This window comes from Streptomyces sp. NPDC001153 (assembly GCF_053598315.1).
In genome coordinates this window covers 125,401-148,020 of sequence record NZ_JBSFJZ010000010.1, presented here as the reverse complement: position 1 = coordinate 148,020, position 22,620 = coordinate 125,401, and the positions used below count along the sequence as shown (strand labels likewise).

Here is a 22,620-nt window from a genome sequence, read left to right as displayed (position 1 = left end):
TATGTGATCGCTGGACTGCGTGAAGGGCCTGTTCGAGGCGGACCGGGCCCGGAGAGCGCGCGGGAAAGGCAACGACGCCTGCCCAGGCGTCCGGTCGGGGACAGGGCAGGCGTCGTTCGGTGTTCCGTACGCCGTTGTACGGGACGTTCTTCGGGGTGCCGTCAGACCGCCAGTGCGCGGTCGGTCGGACGGATCGGGGCCGGCAGGTCGCTGGCACCGGTCAGGAACCGGTCGACACCGCGGGCGGCCGAACGGCCCTCCGCGATCGCCCACACGATGAGGGACTGGCCGCGGCCGGCGTCACCGGCGACGAACACACCCGGCACGTTGGTCTGGAAGTCGGCGTCGCGGGCGATGTTACCGCGTTCGTCGAGGTCCAGGCCGAACTGCTCCACCAGGCCGTTCTCCTGGTCGGTGCCGGTGAAGCCCATGGCGAGGGTGACCAGCTGGGCGGGGATCTTGCGCTCGGTGCCCGGCTTGGAGGTCAGCTTGCCGTCGACGAACTCGACCTCGGCCAGGTGCAGCCACTGGACGTTGCCGTCCTCGTCGCCCTCGAAGTGGGTGGTGGAGGCGGAGTAGATCCGCTCGCCGCCCTCCTCGTGGGCCGAGGTGACCTTGTACAGGATCGGGAAGGTCGGCCAGGGCTGGTTGGTCGGGTGCCGCTCGTCGTTCGGGCGGGGCATGATCTCCAGCTGGGTGACGGAGGCCGCGCCCTGGCGGTGGGCGGTGCCCACGCAGTCCGCGCCCGTGTCACCGCCGCCGATGACGACGACGTGCTTGCCCTCGGCCGAGACCGGCGCGGTGACGTAGTCGCCCTCCTGGACCTTGTTGGCCAGCGGCAGGTACTCCATCGCCTGGTAGATGCCCTTGAGCTCGCGTCCGGGGACGGGCAGGTCACGGGCGGTGGTGGCGCCGGCGGCGATGACGATCGCGTCGTAGCGCTTCTTCAGGTCGCGGGCGTTGATGTCGCGGCCGATCTCGACGCCGGTGCGGAAGCGGGTGCCCTCCGCGCGCATCTGCTCGATACGGCGGTTGATGTGCCGCTTCTCCATCTTGAACTCGGGGATGCCGTACCGCAGGAGGCCTCCGATGCGGTCCGCGCGCTCGTAGACGGCGACCGTGTGGCCGGCCCGGGTCAGCTGCTGGGCGGCGGCGAGACCCGACGGGCCCGAGCCGATGACCGCGACCGTCTTGCCGGACAGGCGCTCCGGGATCTGCGGGGCGACGTCCCCGGTCTCCCACGCCTTGTCGATGATCGAGACCTCGACGTTCTTGATGGTGACCGGCGGCTGGTTGATGCCGAGCACGCACGCCGACTCGCAGGGGGCCGGGCAGAGGCGACCGGTGAACTCCGGGAAGTTGTTGGTCGCGTGCAGCCGCTCCTGGGCCGCGGCCCAGTCCTCGCGGTAGGCGTAGTCGTTCCACTCGGGGATCAGGTTCCCCAGCGGACAGCCGTTGTGGCAGAACGGGATGCCGCAGTCCATGCACCGGCTGGCCTGCTTGCTGATGATCGGCAGCAGGGAGCCGGGGACGTAGACCTCGTTCCAGTCCTTGACGCGCTCACCGACGGGACGGGTCTTGGCGACCTCGCGGCCGTGGTTCAGGAAGCCCTTCGGATCAGCCATTGGTCGCCGCCTCCATCATCTTCTCGGTGATCTCGGTCTCGGAGAGACCGGCTCGCTCGGCGGCGTCCTTGGCGGCGAGCACTGCCTTGTACGTGCTGGGGATGATCTTGCTGAACCGCGCCGCGGCCCGGTCCCAGTCGGCGAGCAGCTTCTCGGCGACCGTGGAGCCGGTCTCCTCGGCGTGGCGGCGCACCACGTCGTGCAGCCACTGCTTGTCCGCCTCGTCCAGCGCCTCGACCGACCCGGCGTTGCCGGCGTTGACGTTGTCGCGGTCGAGGTCGATGACGTAGGCGATGCCGCCGGACATGCCCGCCGCGAAGTTGCGGCCGGTCGGGCCGAGGACCACGGCGCGACCGCCGGTCATGTACTCGCAGCCGTGGTCGCCCACGCCCTCGGAGACGACCAGCGCGCCGGAGTTGCGCACGCAGAACCGCTCACCGGTACGGCCGCGCAGGAACAGCTCGCCGCCGGTGGCGCCGTAGCCGATGGTGTTGCCCGCGATGGTCGAGTACTCGGCGAGGTGGTCGGCGGCCCGGTCCGGGCGGACGACCACACGGCCGCCGGAGAGGCCCTTGCCGACGTAGTCGTTGGCGTCGCCCTCCAGGCGCAGCGTGACGCCGCGCGGCAGGAAGGCGCCGAAGGACTGGCCGGCGGAGCCGGTGAAGGTGATGTCGATGGTGTCGTCGGGCAGGCCCGCACCGCCGAACTTCTTCGTCACCTCGTGGCCGAGCATGGTGCCGACCGTGCGGTTGATGTTGCGGATGGCGACCTGGGCGCGCACCGGCTGGGCCTCGGTCGCGTCGTTCGCGGCCAGGGCGTCGGCGGCGAGCTTGATCAGCTCGTTGTCCAGGGCCTTCTCCAGGCCGTGGTCCTGCTCGATCAGCCGGTGGCGCACCGCGCCCTCGGGCAGGTCGGGCACGTGGAACAGCGGCTCCAGGTCCAGGCCCTGCGCCTTCCAGTGGTCGACAGCGCGCTCGACGTCCAGCATCTCGGCGTGGCCGACGGCCTCCTCGATGGAGCGGAAGCCCAGCTCGGCCAGCAGCTCGCGGACCTCCTCGGCGATGAACTGGAAGAAGTTCACCACGTACTCGGCCTTGCCGGCGAAGCGTTCACGCAGGACCGGGTTCTGGGTGGCGATGCCGACCGGGCAGGTGTCCAGGTGGCAGACGCGCATCATGACGCAGCCGGAGACGACGAGCGGCGCGGTGGCGAAACCGAACTCCTCGGCGCCGAGCAGCGCGGCGATGACCACGTCACGGCCGGTCTTCAGCTGACCGTCGGTCTGGACGACGATGCGGTCGCGCAGGCCGTTGAGCAGCAGGGTCTGCTGGGTCTCGGCGAGGCCGAGCTCCCAGGGGCCGCCCGCGTGCTTCAGCGAGGTCAGCGGGGAGGCACCCGTACCGCCGTCGTGACCGGAGATCAGGACCACGTCCGCGTGCGCCTTGGAGACACCCGCGGCGACCGTGCCGACGCCGACCTCCGACACCAGCTTCACGTGGATACGTGCCGCCGGGTTGGCGTTCTTGAGGTCGTGGATCAGCTGGGCGAGGTCCTCGATGGAGTAGATGTCGTGGTGCGGCGGCGGGGAGATCAGGCCGACACCCGGCGTCGAGTGACGGGTCTTGGCCACCCACGGGTAGACCTTGTGGCCGGGCAGCTGGCCGCCCTCGCCGGGCTTGGCGCCCTGGGCCATCTTGATCTGGATGTCGTCCGCGTTGACCAGGTACTCGGAGGTGACACCGAAGCGGCCGGAGGCGACCTGCTTGATCGCCGATCGGCGCGCGGGGTCGTACAGGCGCTCCGGGTCCTCGCCGCCCTCACCGGTGTTGGACTTGCCGCCCAGCTGGTTCATGGCGATGGCGAGGGTCTCGTGCGCCTCCTTGGAGATGGAGCCGTACGACATGGCGCCCGTCGAGAACCTCTTGACGATCTCGCTCACGGGCTCGACCTCGTCGATGGAGATCGGCTCGCGGTCGGACTTGAAACCGAACAGGCCGCGCAGCGTCATCAGGCGCTCGGACTGCTCGTTCACACGGGACGTGTACTTCTTGAAGATGTCGTAGCGGCCCGAGCGGGTGGAGTGCTGCAGGCGGAAGACCGTCTCCGGGTCGAACAGGTGCGGCTCGCCCTCGCGGCGCCACTGGTACTCGCCGCCGATCTCCAGCGCGCGGTGCGCCGGGGCGATTCCGGAGGCCGGGTAGGCCTTGGCGTGGCGGGCGGCGACCTCCTTGGCGATGACGTCGATGCCGACGCCGCCGATCTTGGTGGTGGTGCCGTTGAAGTACTTCTCGACGAAGGCCTCGTCCAGGCCGACGGCCTCGAAGACCTGGGCGCCGCGGTAGGAGGCGACGGTGGAGATGCCCATCTTGGACATGACCTTCAGCACGCCCTTGCCGAGGGCGTAGATCAGGTTCTTGATGGCCTTCTCCGGCTCCAGGCCGTTCAGGAAGGTCCCGGCGCGCAGCAGGTCCTCGACCGACTCCATCGCCAGGTACGGGTTGACGGCGGCGGCGCCGTAGCCGATCAGCAGGGCGACGTGGTGGACCTCGCGGACGTCGCCGGCCTCGACCAGCAGGCCCACGTGGGTGCGCTGCTTGGTGCGGATGAGGTGGTGGTGGACGGCCGCGGTGAGCAGCAGCGACGGGATCGGCGCGTGCTCGGCGTCGGAGTGGCGGTCCGACAGGACGATCAGGCGGGCGCCGTTGTCGATGGCGGCGTCGGCCTCGGCGCAGATCTCCGCGATGCGCGCGGCGAGGGCGTCACCGCCGCCGGAGACCCGGTACAGGCCGGACAGGGTCGCGGCCTTGAAGCCGGGCATGTCGCCGTCGGCGTTGATGTGGATGAGCTTGGCCAGCTCGTCGTTGTCGATCACCGGGAAGGGCAGGGTGACCGAGCGGCAGGAGGCGGCCGTCGGGTCGAGCAGGTTGCCCTCCGGGCCCAGCGACGAGCGCAGGGAGGTGACCAGCTCCTCGCGGATCGCGTCCAGCGGCGGGTTGGTGACCTGCGCGAACAGCTGGGTGAAGTAGTCGAAGAGCAGGCGCGGGCGCTCGGACAGGGCCGCGATCGGCGAGTCGGTGCCCATGGAGCCGATCGGCTCGGCGCCGGTGCGGGCCATCGGCGCGAGGATGACGCGCAGCTCCTCCTCGGTGTAGCCGAAGGTCTGCTGGCGGCGGGTGACCGAGGCGTGGGTGTGGACGATGTGCTCGCGCTCGGGCAGGTCGCCCAGCTCGATCTCGCCGGCCTCCAGCCACTCGGCGTACGGCTTCTCGGCGGCGAGGGCCGCCTTGATCTCGTCGTCCTCGATGATGCGGTGCTCGGCGGTGTCGACGAGGAACATCCTGCCGGGCTGCAGCCGGCCCTTGCGGACGACCTTGGCCGGGTCGATGTCGAGGACGCCGACCTCGGAGCCGAGGACGACGAGGCCGTCGTCGGTGACCCAGTAGCGGCCGGGGCGCAGGCCGTTGCGGTCGAGCACGGCGCCGACCTGGGTGCCGTCGGTGAAGGTGACGCAGGCGGGGCCGTCCCAGGGCTCCATCATCGTGGAGTGGAACTGGTAGAAGGCACGCCGGGCCGGGTCCATCGAGTCGTGGTTCTCCCACGCCTCCGGGATCATCATCAGCACGGAGTGCGGCAGCGAGCGGCCGCCCAGGTGCAGCAGCTCCAGCACCTCGTCGAAGGAGGCGGAGTCGGAGGCGTCCGGCGTGCAGACCGGGAAGATCCGCTCCAGCTTCTCCTGCGGCCCGAACAGGTCGGAGACCAGCTGGGACTCGCGGGCGCGCATCCAGTTGCGGTTGCCCTTGACCGTGTTGATCTCGCCGTTGTGCGCGACGAAGCGGTACGGGTGGGCGAGCGGCCACGACGGGAAGGTGTTGGTGGAGAACCGGGAGTGCACGAGCGCGATCGCGGAGGCGAAGCGGCGGTCGGACAGGTCCGGGAAGAAGGGCTCCAGCTGGCCGGTGGTCAGCATGCCCTTGTAGACGATGGTGCGCGCGGAGAGCGACGGGAAGTAGACACCGGTCTCGCGCTCGGCGCGCTTGCGCAGCACGAAGGCCTTGCGGTCCAGCGCGATGCCCTCGCCGGCGCCGTCGGCGACGAAGATCTGCCGGAAGGCCGGCATGGTGGAGCGGGCGGTGGCGCCGAGCAGCTCGGGCGCGACCGGGACCTCGCGCCAGCCGAGGACGGTGAGGCCCTCCTCGTCGGCGATCGTCTCGATCTTCGAGACGGCGTCCGCGATCCCCTCCTCCGGCAGGAAGGCGATGCCTACCGCGTAGGAGCCCGCCGCGGGAAGGTCGAATCCGGCCACCTCACGGAAGAAGGCGTCGGGCACCTGGGAGAGGATGCCGGCGCCGTCGCCCGAGTCGGGCTCGGAGCCGGTGGCACCGCGGTGCTCCAGGTTGCGCAGGACGGTGAGTGCCTGCTCGACCAGCGTGTGGGACGCCTCGCCGGTGAGGGTGGCGACGAAACCGACGCCACAGGCGTCGTGTTCGTTGCGGGGGTCGTACATACCCTGCGCAGCAGGGCGAGCATCCATGAACGACCAGTTCTGGCCATTCGCAGAGTGCTGGGACGGCTGGCGCGGCGTACGCATCGGCTCTCCCGTCGTCGTCATGAGGCATGTGGCAAGTGCCGAGGGACGACGTTGGCCCTCTGCGTGATCTCAAAATTTCGTGCAGGTTACATGATGGGACGGTTCTCGGGAACCGGATAGGCCGTTCCAACATGCGGACGCCACGGGGTCCGTGGCGCAGACGCCGCACGGTGGCGGCGGGGTGCCGCGCGGGGCGGCGGAGTGCCGTTCATGGCGGCGGTCGCCGCGTGATCGCGGCAGGGTGCCGCGCGGTCGCGGCGGGACCGCGCGTGACGGCCCGGATGCCGCGCGGTGGCGGCGAACGTGTGAGGGGGACCGGACGGACGTGATCGGTCGGATCGGTGTCCGGCGGCCCGGCGGGGGGCGGGGGGAGCGTCTTCACTCACCCCGCGGGGTGCGGCAGGCGTCATTGCCCACAGCGCTTACGGCTCATGCCCGGTGGTCACACGGTCGAAACCAGCGAGTAACGGGCTTTCTCGGCTACTTATGCGGCCCAACGCATAAGTACCGGCGGCGCTATCCTACGGCCGTTCCGAACAGGGTACCCAGGGCGTATGTCACACCGGCGGCCGCGCCGCCCAGCGCGAGCTGCCTGAGGCCGCTGTACCACCAGCTCCGCGCGGTCACCTTGGCCACCACGGCACCGCACCCGAAGAGCCCGGCGAGGGCCAGCAGCACGGTGGGCCACAGCGCGCTCGCGCCGAGCAGGAACGGCAGCACGGGCAGCAGGGCGCCGAGGGCGAAGGACCCGAAGGAGGAGACGGCGGCGACCAGCGGCGAGGGCAGATCGCCGGGGTCGATGCCCAGCTCCTCGCGGGCGTGGATCTCCAGGGCCTGCTCGGGATCCCTGGACAGCTGCCGCGCGACCTCCCGGGCCAGGTCGGGCTCCACGCCCCGGGCGACGTACAGCGCCGCGAGCTCGTCCTCCTCGTCCTGGGGGTGCTTGCGCAGCTCACGGCGCTCGACATCGAGCTCGGCCTCGACCAGCTCCCGCTGGGAGGCCACCGACGTGTACTCGCCGGCCGCCATGGAGAAGGCACCCGCCGCCAGCCCGGCGAGCCCGGTGATGACAATGGTCTGCTGGCTCACGGATCCGCCGGCCACACCGGTCATCAGGGCGAGGTTGGAGACGAGTCCGTCCATGGCGCCGAAGACGGCGGGACGCAGCCAGCCGCCGTTGACATCGCGGTGCGTGTGGTTGTCGCGGTGCGCTTCGTGCAGCGCGGCCTGGGTCTCGATGATGGCCATGCGGGCCCCCCGGATAGCTTAGCCAAAGCTAACTTTGGACGAGTTCTACTTTTCGACACCACTGAACCTACGCCCCTTCCTCCCCTCCCGCCAGCAAGGAAAGGCTCGGCTAACCTGCACCTTTACCCGCTTTGCTCATCCGTGCATGATCTTGCTCAGTTGCCAAGCGGGTGACTTCGAGGCCCGGAGGCTCGCCGGGGCGCGCCCCGTGGCACACATCCGCAAAGCGCGTTCCCGGCCCCGAAGGAGTCCGCCCATGGCATCGATCGCCTGCACTCCCCCGGTTCCGGCGCCCGACGGCGCCGTCGGGCTCCGCGAGAGGGCCCGCGGCGCGCTGCTCGGCCTGGCCGTCGGGGACGCGCTGGGAGCGCCCGCGGAGAACCTCAAGCCGTCCGAGATCCGCGCTCGTTGGGGCCGCATCACGGGATACGTGGCCGAGACCCCGTGCGGCACGGACGACACGGAGTACGCGATCTTCTCGGGCCTGCTGCTCGCCCGTCACGGGTCGGCACTCACCCCGGCACATGTGGAGGCGGCCTGGCACGAGTGGATCGCCGACCGGGCCGAGGGTCCCTTCCGGGGCGCCGGCTTCAGCGAGCGCGGCACCCTGGAGAACCTGCGCCGGGGCCTCGCCGCCCCCATCTCGGCCCAGCACCGGCACGCCTGGAGCGACGGTCTGGCCATGCGGGCGGCCCCCTTCGGCGTCTTCGCCGCCGGCCGCCCCGCCGAAGCGGCCCGCCTGGTGGCGATCGACGGTTCGGTGAGCCACGAGGGCGAGGGCATCTACGGCGGCCAGGCGGTCGCGGCAGCGGTGGCGGCGGCGATGACGGGCGCCCCGGTCCCGGTGGTGATCGCCTCCGCCCTCGCGGTGATCCCCGAGGACTCCTGGACGGCGCGCTCCCTGCGCCGGGCGGTGGCCGTCGCCCACCGCGGCGAACGCGCGGTCCGCTCCGCGGTCGTCATCGGCGGCTATCCCTGGACCGACCTGGCTCCCGAGGCGGTCGCCCTGGCCTTCGGCGCGTACGCGGCGGCCGACGGCGACTTCGTCCAGGCCGTCCTGACGGCCGTCAACATGGGCCGCGACGCCGACACGACGGGGGCGGTGGCCGGCGCCCTGTCCGGCGCGACCCACGGCATCTCCACGATCCCCGCCCACTGGGCCGGCCCCATCGGCCCCGCCCGCGGCCGCTGCCTGCCGTCCATGGCGGGCCACCACGTCCTGGACGTGGCCGAGCTGCTGGTCCCGGGGGAGGACGGTAAGTGGGGGGTGGGGGCGGTCCTGCCAGGGACGCTTGCAGGGGCGCTTGCTGAGGTGCTTCCCGGGGTGTCGCAGGACGGGGTACCGGCGGAGGTGCCCGTGGGCGAGACGGGGGGCAGGGGGCGGAGCCCCCTGGTTGGGGCGGGGAACTCCGGGCACCCGGATGGCGAGGGTCAGTCATGACAGCGCACCGGATCGAGGGGCTGCTGCTCGGCCTCGCCGCGGGCGACGCCGCCGGCTGGCCGGCAGCACGGCACCGGGCCGGCCGTATGCCCGAGTGGACCCGCCGCCTCACCCGCGAACTGGACACCTTCGCCGAGCAGAACGCCACCACCACCCTCCCGGTACCGATCGCCCTCAACCAACCCCCCGAACCCCTCCGGCTCGGCCCCTCGGACGACGCCGAATGGGCGGCCTTCGCCGCGGAGGCGGTCCTGCGGGCCGGCGACGACGACGCCCTCGGCGACCTCGGCCGGGAGCGCCGTACCCGCGCCGCCATCGACCTCACCTGGACCGCCGTGGCCGCGGAGGTCGCCGCCGCGGCGGACCGCGCCCCCGAGATCGAGTCCGCCGTGCTCCCCCTGCGCGCCCGCATCTCCGTCCGCGCGGGCCTCGGCAACCTCGCCACCGGCCTGCGCCCGCCCGCCACCGGCCACGACAACCCGCACTACTTCGACGACGCCGCCTGCGTCCGCGCCTGCGTCCTCGCCGTCGCCCACCCCGGCGACCCCGAACGCGCCGCCGCCCTCGCCGAGTTCGACGCCCGCTACACCCAGGACGGCGACGGCGTGCACGGCGCCCGTGCCATGGCCGCCGCGCTCGCGCTCGCCCTCACCGGCGCGCAGACGCACACCTGCGTGACCGCCGCGCTCGCCGAACTCCCGCCCGGCACCGAGATCGGCCGCAACGCCCGTCACGCGCTCGCCCTCGCCGCGGACAGCGACTCCGCCTTCGCCCTCGTCCCGCTGCTCGAGCACCAGATCGTGGACCACGTCTACAGCTACGGCATCGCCGCCGCCGAGACCGTTCCGGTCGCCCTCGCCCTCGCCACCGCCGCCCACGGCCGTATCGCCGAGGCCGTACCCGCCGCCGCCTGTCTGTCCCGGGTCGCCGACTCCGCCCCCGCCCTCGCGGGCGCCCTCACCGGAGCCCTCGGCGGCGGCGCGGCCATCCCGCAGACCTGGCGGGACGCCTGCCGCACCCTGTCCGGCTGCGCCCTGCCCCGCCTCGCCGACACCGACCTGGTGGAACTCGCCGGACTCCTGGAAGCCGCACAACCGGCCCGCCCAGGAGGATGATTCGGGGCATGACGCCCAAGGAGTCCAAAGGACTCAAAGAACAAGAAAGCGGCCGATCACCCCTGCTCGGGCTCGAGGACCGGATCACCGGCGCCCTCGTCGGAGCCGCCGTCGGCGACGCCCTCGGCGGCCCGGTCGAGGGGTACTCCCCCGACCAGATCACCGAGCGCCACGGCGGCCGCGTCCACGGCATCGTCGGCCCCTGGCACGGCGACGCCTGGCGCACCGCCCGCCCCCTCGCCCCGTACCACAAGGGCGACGGCCACGTCACCGACGACACCCTGATGACCCATGCGCTGGTCCGGGTCTACGCCCGCGTCCGCGACCACCTCGACGCGTACGCCGTGGCCGACCACCTGGTCCCGGACCTGATGACGAACCCGCGCTGGATCCCGGAGCTGGAGACCGAGACCCTGCCGCTGCACCGCCTCTTCCTCGCCGAGAAGTGGCTCGTGGCGCGGCTCTCCTACGGTCACGCCGACCCCCGGGAGGCGGGCGTCGGCAACATCGTCAACTGCGGCGCGGCGATGTACATGGCCCCCGTCGGCCTGGTCAACGCGGCCAACCCGGCCGCCGCCTACGCCGAGGCGCTGGACATCGCCGGTGCGCACCAGTCGTCGTACGGCCGCGAGGCGGCCGGTGTCCTCGCCGCGGCCGTCGCCGCCGCCGCGACCCCGGGCGCGACCCCGGACTCGGTCGTCACCGCGTGCCTGGCCCTGGCGAAGGACGGCACGCGCGAGGCGATCGAGAAGGTCTGCGAAGTGGCCCGCGACCACAGCGACTTCGAGACGGCGCTACGGCCGCTGCGCGCGGCGGTGGCCCCGTACGACACCGTCGGCCCGGACTACCGCGCCCCTTCGCTCGCCGCCCGCCGTCCCTCCCGGCTGCACGCGATCGAGGAACTGCCCATCGCCCTCGGCATGGTGCTGGTCTCGGGCGGCGACTACCGGCACGCCGTGCTCGGCGCGGTCAACTACGGCCGCGACTGCGACTCGATCGCGACGATGGCCGGTGCCCTGACGGGTGCCCTGGGCTCGCCCGTCCCGGAGGACTGGGCGAAGACGGTGGCGGAGGCCAGCCGGCTGGACCTGTGGGAGCCGGCCCGCACGCTCGCCGAGGTCGCGCGGGAGGTCTTCCATCGGGACGTGCGCCGGCGGCGCGCCCACGAGCGGGCGTTCACGGCCCTCGGAGGCACCGCATGCTCCGACTGACCTGGGTCCAGCCGGAGGACCTGCTCGGCCACGAGCTCCGCCAGGCCCGGCTGGACGGACGGGAGCCGTCGGCGATCGAGGCACGCTGGCGGGCCGCGGGCGGCCCGGACGCACCGGACCGGGCGGGCGCGTCCGCGCACGGCGTCTCACGGTATCTGCGCCTCCTGGCAGAGGATCTCCTGGACGAGCTGGCCGACCTCCCCAGCGGCCTGTCCCACGACGAGCCGACCGACCTGGCCCGCATCAAGTCCCTGTGCCCGGACTGGCCGGACGCGCCGGCGCGGGCGAGCGCGACCAACACCCGGCCGGCACCGGCTCGGGAAGCCCTCGAAGCCGCCTGGCTCGGCCGGGCCATCGGCTGTCTCCTCGGCAAACCCGTCGAAAAGCTCCCCCTCGACGGCATCCGCGCCCTCGCCCGGGCAGCCGGCAACTGGCCCCTCGGCACGTACTTCACAGCCCACGGCGTCCCGGAGGAGCTCCTCGCCGAGCACCCCTGGAACCGTCGCTCGGCCCCCACCTCCCTCGCCGAGAACATCGACGGCATGCCGGAGGACGACGATCTCGACTACCCCCTCCTGAACCTCCTGCTCCTCCGCCGTCACGGAAGAACCTTCAGCACCGCGGACGTGGCCCGGCTCTGGCTGGACGAACTCCCGCCCGGCCGCACCTTCACCGCCGAACGCGTCGCCTGCCGCAACCTCCTCACCGGCATCGAACCCCCGCACACCGCCCGCCACCGCAACCCCTTCCGCGAGTGGATCGGCGCCCGGATCCGCGCCGATGTGCACGGCTGGACCAACCCCGGCGACCCGGCCGCCGCCGCCGAACAGGCACACCGCGACGCGGTCCTCACCCACACCGCCAACGGCGTCTACGCGGCGATGTTCACGGCCGCCGTCATCGCCACCGCCGCCACCGGGGGCCAGGACGTCCACGCCTGCCTGCGCGCCGGCCGCCGGGTCATCCCGCCCCGCTCCCGGCTCGCGGGGGCGATCGACCACGCGGTCCGGCTGGCCGATCAGCACGGGGACTTCGACGACGTCGTGGACGAGCTCCACGCCCGCTACTGCCCCGCCCACCACTGGGTGCACGCCATCCCCAACACCGCCCTGCTCACCGCCGCCCTCACCCACGCGGACGGCGACTTCACCGGCTCCGTCTGCCGTGCGGTGGCGGGCGGCCTGGACACCGACTCCAACGGCGCCACGGCCGGCAGCATCGCAGGGCTGCTCGCGGGCGACCCCACCGCGCTCCCCGGCCACTGGCGGGCCCCGCTGAAGAACCGGCTCGCCACCACCGTCGCCGACTTCGACGGCACCGGCTTCGACACCCTCGCCCATCTCACCCACCTGGAGGCGACCCGCCCATGACCCACATCGTCGTCCTCGGCAGCACCAACATGGACCTCGTCACCTATGTCGCGAAGGCCCCGCAGCGCGGCGAGACGGTGACGGGGCGGGAGTTCCACACGATCCCCGGCGGCAAGGGGTCCAACCAGGCGATCGCCGCGGCCCGCGCGGGCGCCACCGTCTCGATGATCGGCGCGGTCGGCAACGACGCCTTCGGCCTGCGGCTGCGCGACACCCTCGAACACTCGGGTGTGGACACCGACTTCCTGCGGACGGTCGAGGGCCCGTCCGGCACCGCGCACATCGTGGTGGACGACGAGGGCGCCAACTCCATCGTCGTCATCCCCGGCGCGAACGGCACCGTCGACCACCTCTCCCCCGGCGACGAGGGCCTGATCGCCTCCGCCGACGCCCTGCTGCTGCAGCTGGAGATCCCGCCGGCCGCGGTCGTCGCGGGCGCGCAGGCGGCGCGCCGGCACGGGATCCGCACCGTGCTCACCCCGTCGCCCGCCCAGCCGCTGCCGCCCGAACTCCTCGTCGCCACCGACCTGTTGGTGCCCAACGAGTACGAGGCGGTCACCCTCACCGGCCGCACCGACCCGCGCGAGGCCGCCCACGCCCTGCTGGAGCTGGTGCCGGAGGTCGTCGTCACCCTGGGCGCCACGGGCAGCCTCTACCTGGCCCGGGGCACCGACCCGCTGGTGATCCCGGCACCGAAGGTGACCGCCGTCGACTCCACGGGCGCCGGTGACACCTTCGTCGGCGCGCTCACGGTGGCCCTCGCCGAGGAGAAGCCGGTGCGGGAGGCCCTGTCCTGGGCGGCGGCCGCCGCGGCGATCTCCGTCCAGCGGGCCGGGGCGTCGGCGTCGATGCCGTACCGCCCGGAGATCGACGCCCAGTTCACCGCATGAGTACGACGACCCCGCCCCTGGCCGGTCTGCGGGTGCTGGACCTGGCGACCCTGTTCGCGGGCCCCATGGCCGCCACGCTGCTCGGTGACTTCGGCGCCGAGGTGATCAAGGTCGAGCATCCGCGGCGGCCCGACCCCTCCCGCGGGCACGGCCCGGCCAAGCACGGCGTCGGCCTGTGGTGGAAGGTGCTCGGCCGCAACAAGCGGACCATCACCCTGGACCTGTCCACGCCCGGCGGCCGTGCCACTCTGCTCCGGCTCGCCGCCACCGCCGACGTCGTGATCGAGAACTTCCGCCCGGGCACCCTGGAGAGGTGGGGCCTGGGCTGGGCGGAGCTGGCGGCCGCCAACCCCCGGCTGGTCCTCGCCCGGGTGACGGCCTTCGGCCAGTTCGGGCCGTACGCGCACCGCCCCGGCTTCGGCACGCTCGCCGAGGCCATGAGCGGCTTCGCCGCGATCACCGGCGAGCCGGACGCGCCGCCCACGCTCCCGCCCTTCGGGCTCGCGGACTCGGTCGCGGGCCTGGCGACCGCCTACGCCGTGCTCACCGCGCTGGCCGCACGGGGGCGCACCGGCGCCGGGCAGGTCGTCGACATGGCGATCACCGAGCCGATCCTGTCGGTGCTCGGCCCCCACGTCACCTGGTACGACCAGCTCGGCCACGTCCAGGAACGCACCGGCAACCGCTCCGCCAACAACGCCCCGCGCAACACCTACCGCACCGCCGACGGACACTGGGTCGCCGTCTCCACCTCGGCGCAGTCGGTCGCGGAGCGGGTGATGCGCCTGGTGGGGCGCCCGGAGCTGATCGAGGAGCCGTGGTTCGCCACCGGCGCCGACCGCGCCGCCCACGCCGACGTCCTGGACCGGGCGGTCGGTTCGTGGATCGCCGTCCGCAGCCGCGCCGAGGTGCTCGCGGCCTTCGAGAAGGCGGAGGCGGCGGCGGCCCCGGTCCAGGACGTCCGCGACGTCCTGGCCGACCCCCAGTACCAGGCTCTGCACACGGTCACTACCGTCGACGACCCCGAGCTGGGCCCGCTGCGCATGCAGAACGTCCTCTTCCGGCTCTCCGCGACGCCCGGCGCGATCCGCTGGGCGGGCCGCCCGCACGGCGCCGACACCGAGGCCGTGCTCACCGAGCTGGGCCTCACCCCGGCCGAGCTGCGCGCCCTGCGCGAGGAGGGCGCCCTGTGACCACCCACCCGCTCACCTGGCTGTACGTCCCGGGCGACCGCCCGCCCGTGGTGGCCAAGGCGCTGGCCGCGGGCGCCGACGTGGTGGTGATCGACCTGGAGGACGCGGTCGCGCCGGACCGCAAGGAGTACGCCCGCGCGGCCACGGCCGAGCTGCTCACCGGGCCCCCGCCGGTCCCGGTCCACGTCCGCGTCAACGCACTGGACAGCCCCTGGTCCGCCGGCGACCTGGCCGCCCTGGCCGCGCTCCCCGGCCTGGCGGGCCTGCGGCTGCCCAAGGTGACCGGTCCGGCCGAGATCGGCCAGGTCGCCGCGGCCACCCCCGTGCCGCTGTACGCCCTGCTGGAGACGGCCCTCGGGATCGAGCACGCCTACGCCATCGCCACCGCCCACCCCGCCCTGCGGGGCATCGCCCTCGGCGAGGCGGACCTGCGGGCCGACCTGGGGGTGCGGGCCGACGCGGGCCTCGACTGGCCGCGCTCCCGGGTGATCGTCGCCGCCCGAGCGGCCGGCCTCGCCCCACCGCCCCAGTCGGTCCACCCCGACATCCGCGATCTGGACGGCCTCGCCGCCTCCTGCGCCCACGGCCGTTCCCTCGGCTTCCTGGGCCGCGCCGCCATCCACCCCCGCCAGCTGCCGGTGATCGAACGGGCCTACCTGCCCACCCCGGCGGAGATCGAACACGCGGAGACGATCCTCACGGCAGCGGCCGCGCGCGAAGGTGCCCAGGCCCTCCCCGACGGCCGCTTCATCGACGCGGCGGCGGTGGCCATGGCCCGGCGAACCGTGTCGCTGGCGTGCAGGAACCGGTTTTCTCCGCCGCACGCCGAGGGCGCCCGGAAAGAACTCCGGGCGCCCTCGGTGCCGTAGAACCAGCCCTCAGCTCTTCTTGGTCGCCGACTCGGCGTCGTCCTTGGCCTCCACGGCTTCCGCGGCCTCCACGGCCTCCGGCTCGGCCTTGTCCTCGGCCTCGGCCTCGTCGGCACCTTCCGTACCGTCGGCCGAACCGTCGGAGACACCGGGCTCGACGACGGCCTCACGACCGGGCCGCTTCTTCGACGACACCACGATGTACGTCACCGCCAGCAGGAAGACGATCAGCGCGGTCCAGTCGTTCAGGCGCAGGCCCAGGATGTGGTGCGCGTCGTCCACGCGCATGTACTCGATCCACCCGCGGCCCACGCAGTAGGCGGCGACGTACAGGGCGAAGGCCCGGCCATGGCCCAGCCGGAAGCGGCGGTCGGCCCAGATGACCAGGAGCGCCACGCCGACGCACCACAGGGACTCGTACAGGAAGGTCGGGTGGTAGTAGCCCGGCACCCGGCCGCCCTCGGAGGAGGTGATGTGCAGGGCCCAGGGAACATGCGTCTCCCGGCCGTACAGCTCCTGGTTGAACCAGTTGCCCCAGCGGCCGATGGCCTGCGCGAAGGCGATGCCGGGCGCGACGGCGTCGGCGTACGCCGGCATCGGGATGCCCCGGCGGCGCGCGCCGATCCACGCGCCGAGCGCGCCGAGCGCGATCGCGCCCCAGATGCCCAGGCCGCCCTGCCACACCTTGAAGGCGTCCACCCAGTCACGGCCCGGGCTGAAGTACAGCTCGTAGTCCGTGATCACGTGGTAGAGCCGGCCGCCGACCAGGCCGAAGGGCACCGCCCAGACCGCGATGTCGGCGACCGTGCCGGCTCGCCCGCCGCGGGCGATCCAGCGCTTGTTGCCGAGCCAGACGGCGACGAAGACGCCGATGATGATGCAGAAGGCGTAGCCGCGCAGCGGGATGGGGCCGAGATACAGCACCCCGCGCGACGGGCTGGGAATGTAGGCAAGTTCCATGGCAAGTCCGACGCTACCGTGCCGGGCCGTGGGGACGGCAAGCGGCCCGGCTACGGGTCCATAACGGGGGCGGGGGAAAAGCGGTCGCGCAAGGAAGATCCTTACCCCTGGTCGGCCGCCTCCACCATCTGCTTGAGCTTGGCCGGGGTCAGGGTCTGGTCCTGGTAGATGTTCTTCCCGCCGAGCAGGACCGTGGGCGTGGAGCTGAAGCCGCCGGTCTGGAAGGCCTTGTGGGCCTTGTTCACCCAGCTGTCGTGGGTGCCGTCCTTGACGCACTTCTGGAAGGCGGGGGTGTCCAGGCCGCCGACCTTGCCGGCCAGGCCGATCAGCTTGGCGTTGTCGCTGTACGCGTCGTCGGTCTCCTTGGGCTGGTTCGCGTACAGCACGTCGTGGTAGTCACGGAACTTTCCGGCGTCCTGGGCGCAGGCCGCGGCATTGGCGCCGCGCAGGGAGCCGGTGCCGCCGAGGTTGCCGTCGATCAGCCGGACCAGGTGGTACTCGATCCTGAGCTTGCCGGAGTCGACCAGCTGGTGGAGCGTCGGACGGTAGGCGATCTCGAAGGCCTGGCAGGCCGGGCAGCGGACGTCCTCCCAGACGGTGAGCGTCGATTTCGCGCCGTCCTTGCCGACCGGGATCGCGAGGCTGTCCTTGCCCTGCGCGCCCGAGGGCACCACGACGGGGCCCGCCTTGTTGCTGCCCTTGTTCTTGCCGGCGTTCGCGGCGATCACGCCGATCACCGCCGCGAGGCCCAGGATGCAGACGATGCTCGCGGTCACGATCAGCGTGCGGCGTCGCTTCTCCGTGGCCTTCTGCTTCTCGCGTTCGACCGCCAGCCGCTCCCGGGCGGTGCGCTTTCCGTCACGGTTCTTCTCGCTCACACCCCCAGAACGAACCGGGGAGGCGCAGCGCGCCTCCCCGGTCCCAGGTCCACCCGTTCGAGTGACCGAATCGTCCGTTGTGACTGACCGCAGTCGATTCTTACGTCTGGCTACGGTCAGTGATGGACGTCACGCCTGGCCGCGCACGCCCTTCGCCAGCTCTCCGGCCAGCTCGCGGACCGCCGCCACGCCGGCCGCGTGGTCCGGGGCGTCGAGCATCCGCTTCACGAACGCCGAGCCGACGATGACGCCGTCGGCGAAGCCGGCCACCTCGGCGGCCTGGGCGCCGTTGGAGACGCCGAGTCCGACGCAGACGGGCAGCTCGGTGCCGGTGGCGCGGGTGCGGGCGACCAGGTCCTGGGCCTGCGCGCCGACGGATTCGCGGGTGCCGGTGACGCCCATCAGCGAGGCGGCGTAGACGAAACCGCTGCCCGCCGCGGTGATCTGGGCGAGCCGCTCGTCCTTGCTGCTCGGCGCCACGACGAAGACGGTCGCGAGGCCGTGCTTCTCGGCGTGCTCCCGCCACAGCGCCGACTCCTGGACGGGCAGGTCGGGCAGGATGCAGCCCGCGCCGCCCGCCTCGGCGAGCTCGGCGGTGAACCGCTCGACGCCGTAGCGGTCGATGGGGTTCCAGTACGTCATGACGAGCACGGGCTTGCCGGTCGCCGCGTACGCCTCGCGGACCGTACGCATCACGTCGGCGATCCTGACCCCGCCGCGCAGGGCGATGTCGTCGGCGGTCTGGATGACCGGGCCGTCGAGGACGGGGTCGCTGTGCGGCAGGCCCACCTCCACGACATCCGCCCCGCCGTCGAAGACGGCCTTGATCGCCTCGATGCCGCCGTCCACGGTCGGGAACCCGGCCGGGAGGTAGGCGATGAGCGCGGACCGGCCCTCGGCCTTGGCGGTGGCCAGGGTGTCCGACAGCAGCCGGCCCTTCGTACTGTTCAACGCAGCCCCGCTCACTTGGCGTCCCCCTCGATCTCGGCGGTGTCGGCTTCGTCGGCGGCCACCTCGGCGTCGGTGTCGTACAGGCCGAAGTAGCGGGCGGCGGTGTCCATGTCCTTGTCGCCGCGGCCGGACAGGTTGACGACGATGAGGCCGTCCTTGCCCAGTTCCCTGCCGACCTCCAGGGCGCCGGCGAGGGCGTGGGCGCTCTCGATGGCCGGGATGATGCCCTCGGTGCGGGACAGCAGACGCAGCGCCTGCATGGCCGCGTCGTCGGTGATGGCGCGGTACTCGCCGCGGCCGGAGTCCTTGAGGTAGGAGTGCTCCGGGCCGATGCCGGGGTAGTCCAGACCGGCCGAGATGGAGTACGGCTCGGTGATCTGGCCCTCGTCGTCCTGCAGGACGTACGAGCGGGAACCGTGCAGGATGCCCGGCTCGCCCGCGGTCAGGGTGGCCGCGTGCTCGCCGGTCTCGATGCCGTGCCCGGCGGGCTCGCAGCCGATGAGCCGGACGCCCTCGTCGGGGATGAAGGCGTGGAAGAGGCCGATGGCGTTGGAGCCACCGCCGACGCAGGCGACGGCGGCGTCCGGGAGGCGCCCGGCGCGCTCCAGCAGCTGGCGGCGGGCCTCCACGCCGATGACCCGGTGGAAGTCGCGGACCATGGCGGGGAAGGGGTGCGGGCCGGCGACCGTACCGAACAGGTAGTGGGTGTGGTCGACGTTCGCGACCCAGTCGCGGAACGCCTCGTTGATGGCGTCCTTCAGGGTGCGGCTGCCGGACTTCACGGAGACGACCTCGGCGCCGAGCATGCGCATGCGGGCCACGTTCAGCGCCTGGCGCCTGGTGTCGACCTCGCCCATGTAGATGGTGCAGTCGAGGCCGAAGAGGGCACAGGCGGTGGCGGTCGCGACGCCGTGCTGGCCCGCGCCCGTCTCGGCGATGACCCGGGTCTTGCCCATCCGCTTGGTGAGCAGCGCCTGACCGAGGACGTTGTTGATCTTGTGGGAGCCGGTGTGGTTGAGGTCCTCGCGCTTGAGGAACACGCGAGCGCCACCCGCTTCCGCGGCAAAGCGCGGGACCTCGGTGAGGGAGCTGGGGCGGCCGGTGTAGTTGACCATCAGGTCGTCGAGTTCCCGGGCGAACTCGGGGTCGTGCTTGGCCTTGTCGTACTCGACGGCGACCTCGTCCACGGCGGCGACGAGGGCCTCCGGGATGAACTTGCCGCCGAACGCGCCGAAGTAGCCTTCGGCCGTGGGGACTTGACCCTGTGGGTCGGGGAAGAAGAAGTTGCTGGGCATGCCGAACCTCACGGTGAGTGCGTGGAAAGACACTATTCGCCGTGGGGGCGGAGCTTGTCGTACGACCTCAGGCCGTGTGTGGCTGGTCGCGCCCACGCGACGGAGTCGCATGGGCGGATACAGCCCCGCGCCCCTTTGGGGCGCGCTGCCATCGACGTCCGTTCACCTGCCCGGGTTCGTCACCGATGACGTAACGCACGCGACGACCGTGGACACGCCTCGCCGGGGCGCGGCAGCCCCTCGGGCGGCAGCCGCGCGCCAGGCGGGCGTACCGGTCGACGGTCGTCACGGTGAGAGTCATCGGGATCAGCCTACCGGGTGATCAGCCCCGGCCGTGCCGCAGCGCGGGATGTTCACCCGCGGCGACCAGGTCGGCCACGGCGGTCTTGGGGTCCCGCCCGGTGACCAGGGACTCGCCGACCAGGACCGCGTCGGCGCCGGCGTTGGCGTAGGCGATCAGGTCGTGCGGGCCACGGACGCCCGATTCGGCGACCTTGACGATGTGGTCCGGGATCTCCGGCGCGACCCGCTCGAACGTGCCGCGGTCGACCTCCAGCGTCTTCAGGTTGCGCGCGTTGACGCCGATGACCTTGGCGCCCGCGTCCACGGCCCGCTCGACCTCGTCCTCGTCGTGCACCTCGACGAGCGGGGTGAGCCCGATCGACACCGCGCGCTCGATCAGCGACTCCAGGGCCGGCTGGTCCAGGGCGGCCACGATCAGCAGCGCGAGGTCGGCGCCGTACGCCCGGGCCTCCCACAGCTGGTACGACGTGACGATGAAGTCCTTGCGGAGCACCGGGATGTCCACGCGCGCGCGAACGGCCTCCAGGTCGGCCAGCGAGCCGCCGAAGCGGCGCTGTTCGGTGAGGACCGAGATGACGGCCGCGCCGCCCCCCTCGTAGTCCGCGGCGAGCCCGGCCGGGTCGGCGATCGCCGCCAACGCGCCCTTGGAGGGGCTGGAGCGCTTGACCTCGCAGATCACCTTGACGCCGTCGCCCTTGAGCGCGGCCACCCCGTCCTTGGCGGCGGGAGCCTTGGCCGCGCGCTCCTTGAGCTCGTCGAGGCTGACGCGTGCCTGCCGCTCCGCGAGGTCGGCACGGACTCCGTCGATGATCTCGTCGAGCACACTCACGCGAGCGGCCCCCTTTCAGACGGTGGTTCCTTCAGGTTCTGAAAACCCGTGGTCACTGCGATGGTATCCGCCCCAGCGCGGACCCCTCGCATCCGGTGAACGCCGGTCCCACTACCTGGACGTTCCCGATGTGATCAAGGATGCAGCCAGCCTCCCGACGGCAGGTTCCGGACGGCGGTGAACACGAGGAGCAACGAGCCGATCGCCCACAGGTGCGCCGGCCGCGGCTCCAGCCGCACCGGCCGGCCGCGTACGGCGTGCACCACCCATACGGTCCACAGCACCGCGAAGCCCAGGCAGGCGGCCACGCCCAGCGCGTTGTCCCGCAGCGCGGTGAGGAGGTCGCCGTGGACGAGGGCGTGCGCGCTGCGCAGTCCACCGCAGCCCGGGCAGTACAGGCCGGTGAGCCGGTACAGCGGGCAGACGGGGTAGTGACCGGGTTCGTTCGGGTCGACGGCGCCCACGTACGCGAAGGCCCCGGCGACGGCCGCGAACAGCCCGACGGGGACGGCGAGCCGCCGCCACGCCGGCCCGGAGGGCACGGCCGGGTACGGGACGGTGGGCGCGACCGCGCGGCTCTCGGCGTTCACATGAACATTGTCCCCGGTGGGCGGGCACCACGCGCGCCCACGGCTGCCGGAGTCGTTCCCGGACAGCACGAGGGGCGGCCCGCACCTCTCCGGGTGCCGGGCCGCCCCTCGGCAAACGGTGTGTGCGCTCAGCTCTCCGCGCCGGCCGGCTCACCGGTCGTGAGGGGGGCGCCGACCATCTTCAGGGGCTTTGGGGTGTTGCCGAGACCCATGGCGCGCATGATGCCACCGACCACCGCCCCACCGAGGATGAGCGCCATGCCGGCCCAGAAGCCGACCGGCTGGCCCATCACCATGAAGGCGCCCGCGACCAGGAAACCGATGAAGGAAATGATGACACCGGTCCAGGCGGCCGGGGTGTGACCGTGGCCGTGGCTGCTGCCCGCCATGTCTGTGCTCCTCGTTGCTGTGTACGTGTCCCAGAAGAGCGGCGTACGTGTCGTACGGCTCCGAGCCCGCCCGTCACTGTCCGAGCCGGACGCTCTTCGTCCATTGTCCCGTACGGGTGCGCGTGCCGGACGTGGGGGTGGCGTCTGTTTCGCCACACCCGCGGCGAGCGTCAGGCTCCCGTCGGGTCCTCGCCCCGGTCCAGGGCCTTCCACATCTCCTCGGGACGTTCCGGGTCGACCGGGCGGGCCGTGCGGCGCGGACGGTCGGCGCCGCGCTCGTAGCGGCCGGACATGGCGGGCCACCGGCTGCCGTAGCGCAGCGCCAGCAGACCGGCCAGCAGGATCAGCAGGCCGCCCGCGGCCGCGACATAGGGCCAGCCGGTGTGGCTGAGCGCGGCGACGGTGGCGGAGGTGTCGCCGCTCGCCTGGGCGGCCTTCTTGTCCAGCGCGGAGCTGTCGGAGGCGGCCAGGAGCGCGGCGGCCACGATGCCGGCGCCGGAGAGGGCGAGCAGTCCGGCGACGACCAGGCGGCCCGCCCGTCGGACGGCGAAGACGGCGACGAGCGCGGCGAGGCCCACTATGGCGAGGGCCGCGGGGACACCCGTGACGTCGCTGCCCTTGACGGTGAGCGGGAACGCGCCGCCGGCGACCGTCGCGGTGCCCTCCGCCCAGCGCTGCCGGGTCGCGAGCAGCGCCACGGCAGCGCCGAGCGCACCGCACAGGAGGGCCACGGCGAGGCTCCGCCGGCCGGACCGGGCTGGCGCGGCGGCTTCGGTACGGGGGTGAGGTACGGCAGTCACGTACACCACTATCGCCTGAACCCCGGGCGAACCGACAGCCGGGTCCGTCAACCCATGGGCGCCCCAGATCTTCGA

Annotated in this window: 19 protein-coding genes; 7 read left to right on the top strand and 12 right to left on the bottom strand. The window is 72.6% G+C overall.

Annotation, left to right across the window (positions count from 1 at the left end):
* Positions 1 to 161 precede the first annotated feature (161 nt).
* The 3 genes from ACWDEN_RS13995 to ACWDEN_RS13985 form a co-directional block, all read right to left on the bottom strand.
* On the bottom strand, positions 162 to 1,625 hold the full coding sequence (locus tag ACWDEN_RS13995) for a glutamate synthase subunit beta (RefSeq protein ID WP_450859052.1): 1,464 nt from the start codon (positions 1,623 to 1,625) through the stop codon (positions 162 to 164).
* A complete protein-coding gene (gene gltB, locus ACWDEN_RS13990; protein ID WP_450859050.1) occupies positions 1,618 to 6,129 on the bottom strand; it encodes a glutamate synthase large subunit in 4,512 nt (1,503 codons plus the stop codon). The genes ACWDEN_RS13995 and gltB overlap by 8 nt, the downstream gene beginning before the upstream one ends.
* A 600-nt stretch (positions 6,130 to 6,729) precedes the next feature.
* Positions 6,730 to 7,461, bottom strand: coding sequence for a VIT1/CCC1 transporter family protein (locus ACWDEN_RS13985; protein WP_351618595.1), 732 nt, complete (start codon positions 7,459 to 7,461; stop codon positions 6,730 to 6,732).
* 256 nt (positions 7,462 to 7,717) lie between these two features.
* On the opposite strand from ACWDEN_RS13985, the gene ACWDEN_RS13980 reads away from it, so the two are divergent.
* The 7 genes from ACWDEN_RS13980 to ACWDEN_RS13950 are packed head-to-tail and all read left to right on the top strand — an operon-like array spanning position 7,718 to position 15,550.
* A complete protein-coding gene (locus ACWDEN_RS13980) occupies positions 7,718 to 8,902 on the top strand; it encodes an ADP-ribosylglycohydrolase family protein (protein ID WP_450859048.1) in 1,185 nt (394 codons plus the stop codon).
* On the top strand, positions 8,899 to 10,017 hold the full coding sequence (locus ACWDEN_RS13975; protein ID WP_450859046.1) for an ADP-ribosylglycohydrolase family protein: 1,119 nt from the start codon (positions 8,899 to 8,901) through the stop codon (positions 10,015 to 10,017). The genes ACWDEN_RS13980 and ACWDEN_RS13975 overlap by 4 nt, the downstream gene beginning before the upstream one ends.
* An 8-nt stretch (positions 10,018 to 10,025) precedes the next feature.
* Positions 10,026 to 11,228, top strand: a complete 1,203-nt coding sequence (locus ACWDEN_RS13970) for an ADP-ribosylglycohydrolase family protein (RefSeq protein WP_450859044.1) — start codon at positions 10,026 to 10,028, stop codon at positions 11,226 to 11,228.
* Positions 11,216 to 12,598: an ADP-ribosylglycohydrolase family protein gene (locus ACWDEN_RS13965; protein WP_450859042.1), complete on the top strand. Its 1,383-nt coding sequence runs from the start codon at positions 11,216 to 11,218 to the stop codon at positions 12,596 to 12,598. The genes ACWDEN_RS13970 and ACWDEN_RS13965 overlap by 13 nt, the downstream gene beginning before the upstream one ends.
* Complete coding sequence (rbsK, locus tag ACWDEN_RS13960; protein ID WP_450859040.1) at positions 12,595 to 13,488, top strand: ribokinase; 894 nt, start codon at positions 12,595 to 12,597, stop codon at positions 13,486 to 13,488. The genes ACWDEN_RS13965 and rbsK overlap by 4 nt, the downstream gene beginning before the upstream one ends.
* Positions 13,485 to 14,681, top strand: coding sequence for a CaiB/BaiF CoA transferase family protein (locus ACWDEN_RS13955; RefSeq protein WP_450859038.1), 1,197 nt, complete (start codon positions 13,485 to 13,487; stop codon positions 14,679 to 14,681). Before rbsK ends, ACWDEN_RS13955 begins: the two co-directional genes overlap by 4 nt.
* Positions 14,678 to 15,550: an HpcH/HpaI aldolase/citrate lyase family protein gene (locus tag ACWDEN_RS13950; protein WP_351618575.1), complete on the top strand. Its 873-nt coding sequence runs from the start codon at positions 14,678 to 14,680 to the stop codon at positions 15,548 to 15,550. The genes ACWDEN_RS13955 and ACWDEN_RS13950 overlap by 4 nt, the downstream gene beginning before the upstream one ends.
* 9 nt (positions 15,551 to 15,559) lie before the next feature.
* Here the strand turns inward: ACWDEN_RS13950 and lgt are convergent, their stop codons facing one another.
* From lgt to ACWDEN_RS13905, 9 genes are all read right to left on the bottom strand, one after another.
* Positions 15,560 to 16,510: a prolipoprotein diacylglyceryl transferase gene (gene lgt, locus ACWDEN_RS13945; protein WP_450859036.1), complete on the bottom strand. Its 951-nt coding sequence runs from the start codon at positions 16,508 to 16,510 to the stop codon at positions 15,560 to 15,562.
* Between the two features lie 101 nt (positions 16,511 to 16,611).
* A complete protein-coding gene (locus ACWDEN_RS13940) occupies positions 16,612 to 17,388 on the bottom strand; it encodes a DsbA family protein (protein ID WP_450859034.1) in 777 nt (258 codons plus the stop codon).
* A 129-nt stretch (positions 17,389 to 17,517) separates the two neighbouring features.
* Positions 17,518 to 18,339, bottom strand: a complete 822-nt coding sequence (gene trpA, locus ACWDEN_RS13935) for a tryptophan synthase subunit alpha (RefSeq protein WP_351618566.1) — start codon at positions 18,337 to 18,339, stop codon at positions 17,518 to 17,520.
* A gap of 11 nt (positions 18,340 to 18,350) precedes the next feature.
* Positions 18,351 to 19,634, bottom strand: a complete 1,284-nt coding sequence (trpB, locus tag ACWDEN_RS13930) for a tryptophan synthase subunit beta (RefSeq protein WP_351618563.1) — start codon at positions 19,632 to 19,634, stop codon at positions 18,351 to 18,353.
* A 67-nt stretch (positions 19,635 to 19,701) separates the two neighbouring features.
* Positions 19,702 to 19,935, bottom strand: a complete 234-nt coding sequence (gene trpM, locus ACWDEN_RS13925; protein WP_450859032.1) for a tryptophan biosynthesis modulator TrpM — start codon at positions 19,933 to 19,935, stop codon at positions 19,702 to 19,704.
* A 21-nt stretch (positions 19,936 to 19,956) separates the two neighbouring features.
* The gene (gene trpC, locus ACWDEN_RS13920) at positions 19,957 to 20,766 is read right to left on the bottom strand and encodes an indole-3-glycerol phosphate synthase TrpC (protein WP_450859030.1); all 810 of its coding nucleotides are present in this window, start codon (positions 20,764 to 20,766) and stop codon (positions 19,957 to 19,959) included.
* Between the two features lie 134 nt (positions 20,767 to 20,900).
* Complete coding sequence (locus tag ACWDEN_RS13915) at positions 20,901 to 21,308, bottom strand: DUF2752 domain-containing protein (RefSeq protein ID WP_450859126.1); 408 nt, start codon at positions 21,306 to 21,308, stop codon at positions 20,901 to 20,903.
* Positions 21,309 to 21,484: 176 nt separating this feature from the next.
* Positions 21,485 to 21,745 (bottom strand): HGxxPAAW family protein, encoded by a 261-nt coding sequence (locus ACWDEN_RS13910; RefSeq protein WP_351618557.1) that lies wholly within the window; start codon positions 21,743 to 21,745, stop codon positions 21,485 to 21,487.
* Between the two features lie 170 nt (positions 21,746 to 21,915).
* Entirely contained in the window at positions 21,916 to 22,554 is a 639-nt protein-coding gene (locus ACWDEN_RS13905) for a TIGR02234 family membrane protein (RefSeq protein WP_450859028.1), read from the bottom strand.
* Between the last annotated feature and the right edge of the window lie 66 nt (positions 22,555 to 22,620).

What these genes read in the sequence shown, in the direction of transcription:
- ACWDEN_RS13980 (WP_450859048.1), top strand. Translation starts at nt 7,718, where the DNA reads ATGGCATCGATCGCCTGCACTCCCCCGGTTCCGGCGCCCGACGGCGCC.
- lgt (WP_450859036.1), bottom strand. Translation starts at nt 16,510, where the DNA reads ATGGAACTTGCCTACATTCCCAGCCCGTCGCGCGGGGTGCTGTATCTC.
- ACWDEN_RS13965 (WP_450859042.1), top strand. Translation starts at nt 11,216, where the DNA reads ATGCTCCGACTGACCTGGGTCCAGCCGGAGGACCTGCTCGGCCACGAG.
- ACWDEN_RS13985 (WP_351618595.1), bottom strand. Translation starts at nt 7,461, where the DNA reads ATGGCCATCATCGAGACCCAGGCCGCGCTGCACGAAGCGCACCGCGAC.
- ACWDEN_RS13970 (WP_450859044.1), top strand. Translation starts at nt 10,026, where the DNA reads ATGACGCCCAAGGAGTCCAAAGGACTCAAAGAACAAGAAAGCGGCCGA.
- ACWDEN_RS13975 (WP_450859046.1), top strand. Translation starts at nt 8,899, where the DNA reads ATGACAGCGCACCGGATCGAGGGGCTGCTGCTCGGCCTCGCCGCGGGC.
- ACWDEN_RS13955 (WP_450859038.1), top strand. Translation starts at nt 13,485, where the DNA reads ATGAGTACGACGACCCCGCCCCTGGCCGGTCTGCGGGTGCTGGACCTG.
- trpM (WP_450859032.1), bottom strand. Translation starts at nt 19,935, where the DNA reads ATGACTCTCACCGTGACGACCGTCGACCGGTACGCCCGCCTGGCGCGC.
- gltB (WP_450859050.1), bottom strand. Translation starts at nt 6,129, where the DNA reads ATGTACGACCCCCGCAACGAACACGACGCCTGTGGCGTCGGTTTCGTC.
- ACWDEN_RS13910 (WP_351618557.1), bottom strand. Translation starts at nt 21,745, where the DNA reads ATGGCGGGCAGCAGCCACGGCCACGGTCACACCCCGGCCGCCTGGACC.
- trpB (WP_351618563.1), bottom strand. Translation starts at nt 19,634, where the DNA reads ATGCCCAGCAACTTCTTCTTCCCCGACCCACAGGGTCAAGTCCCCACG.
- rbsK (WP_450859040.1), top strand. Translation starts at nt 12,595, where the DNA reads ATGACCCACATCGTCGTCCTCGGCAGCACCAACATGGACCTCGTCACC.
- ACWDEN_RS13995 (WP_450859052.1), bottom strand. Translation starts at nt 1,625, where the DNA reads ATGGCTGATCCGAAGGGCTTCCTGAACCACGGCCGCGAGGTCGCCAAG.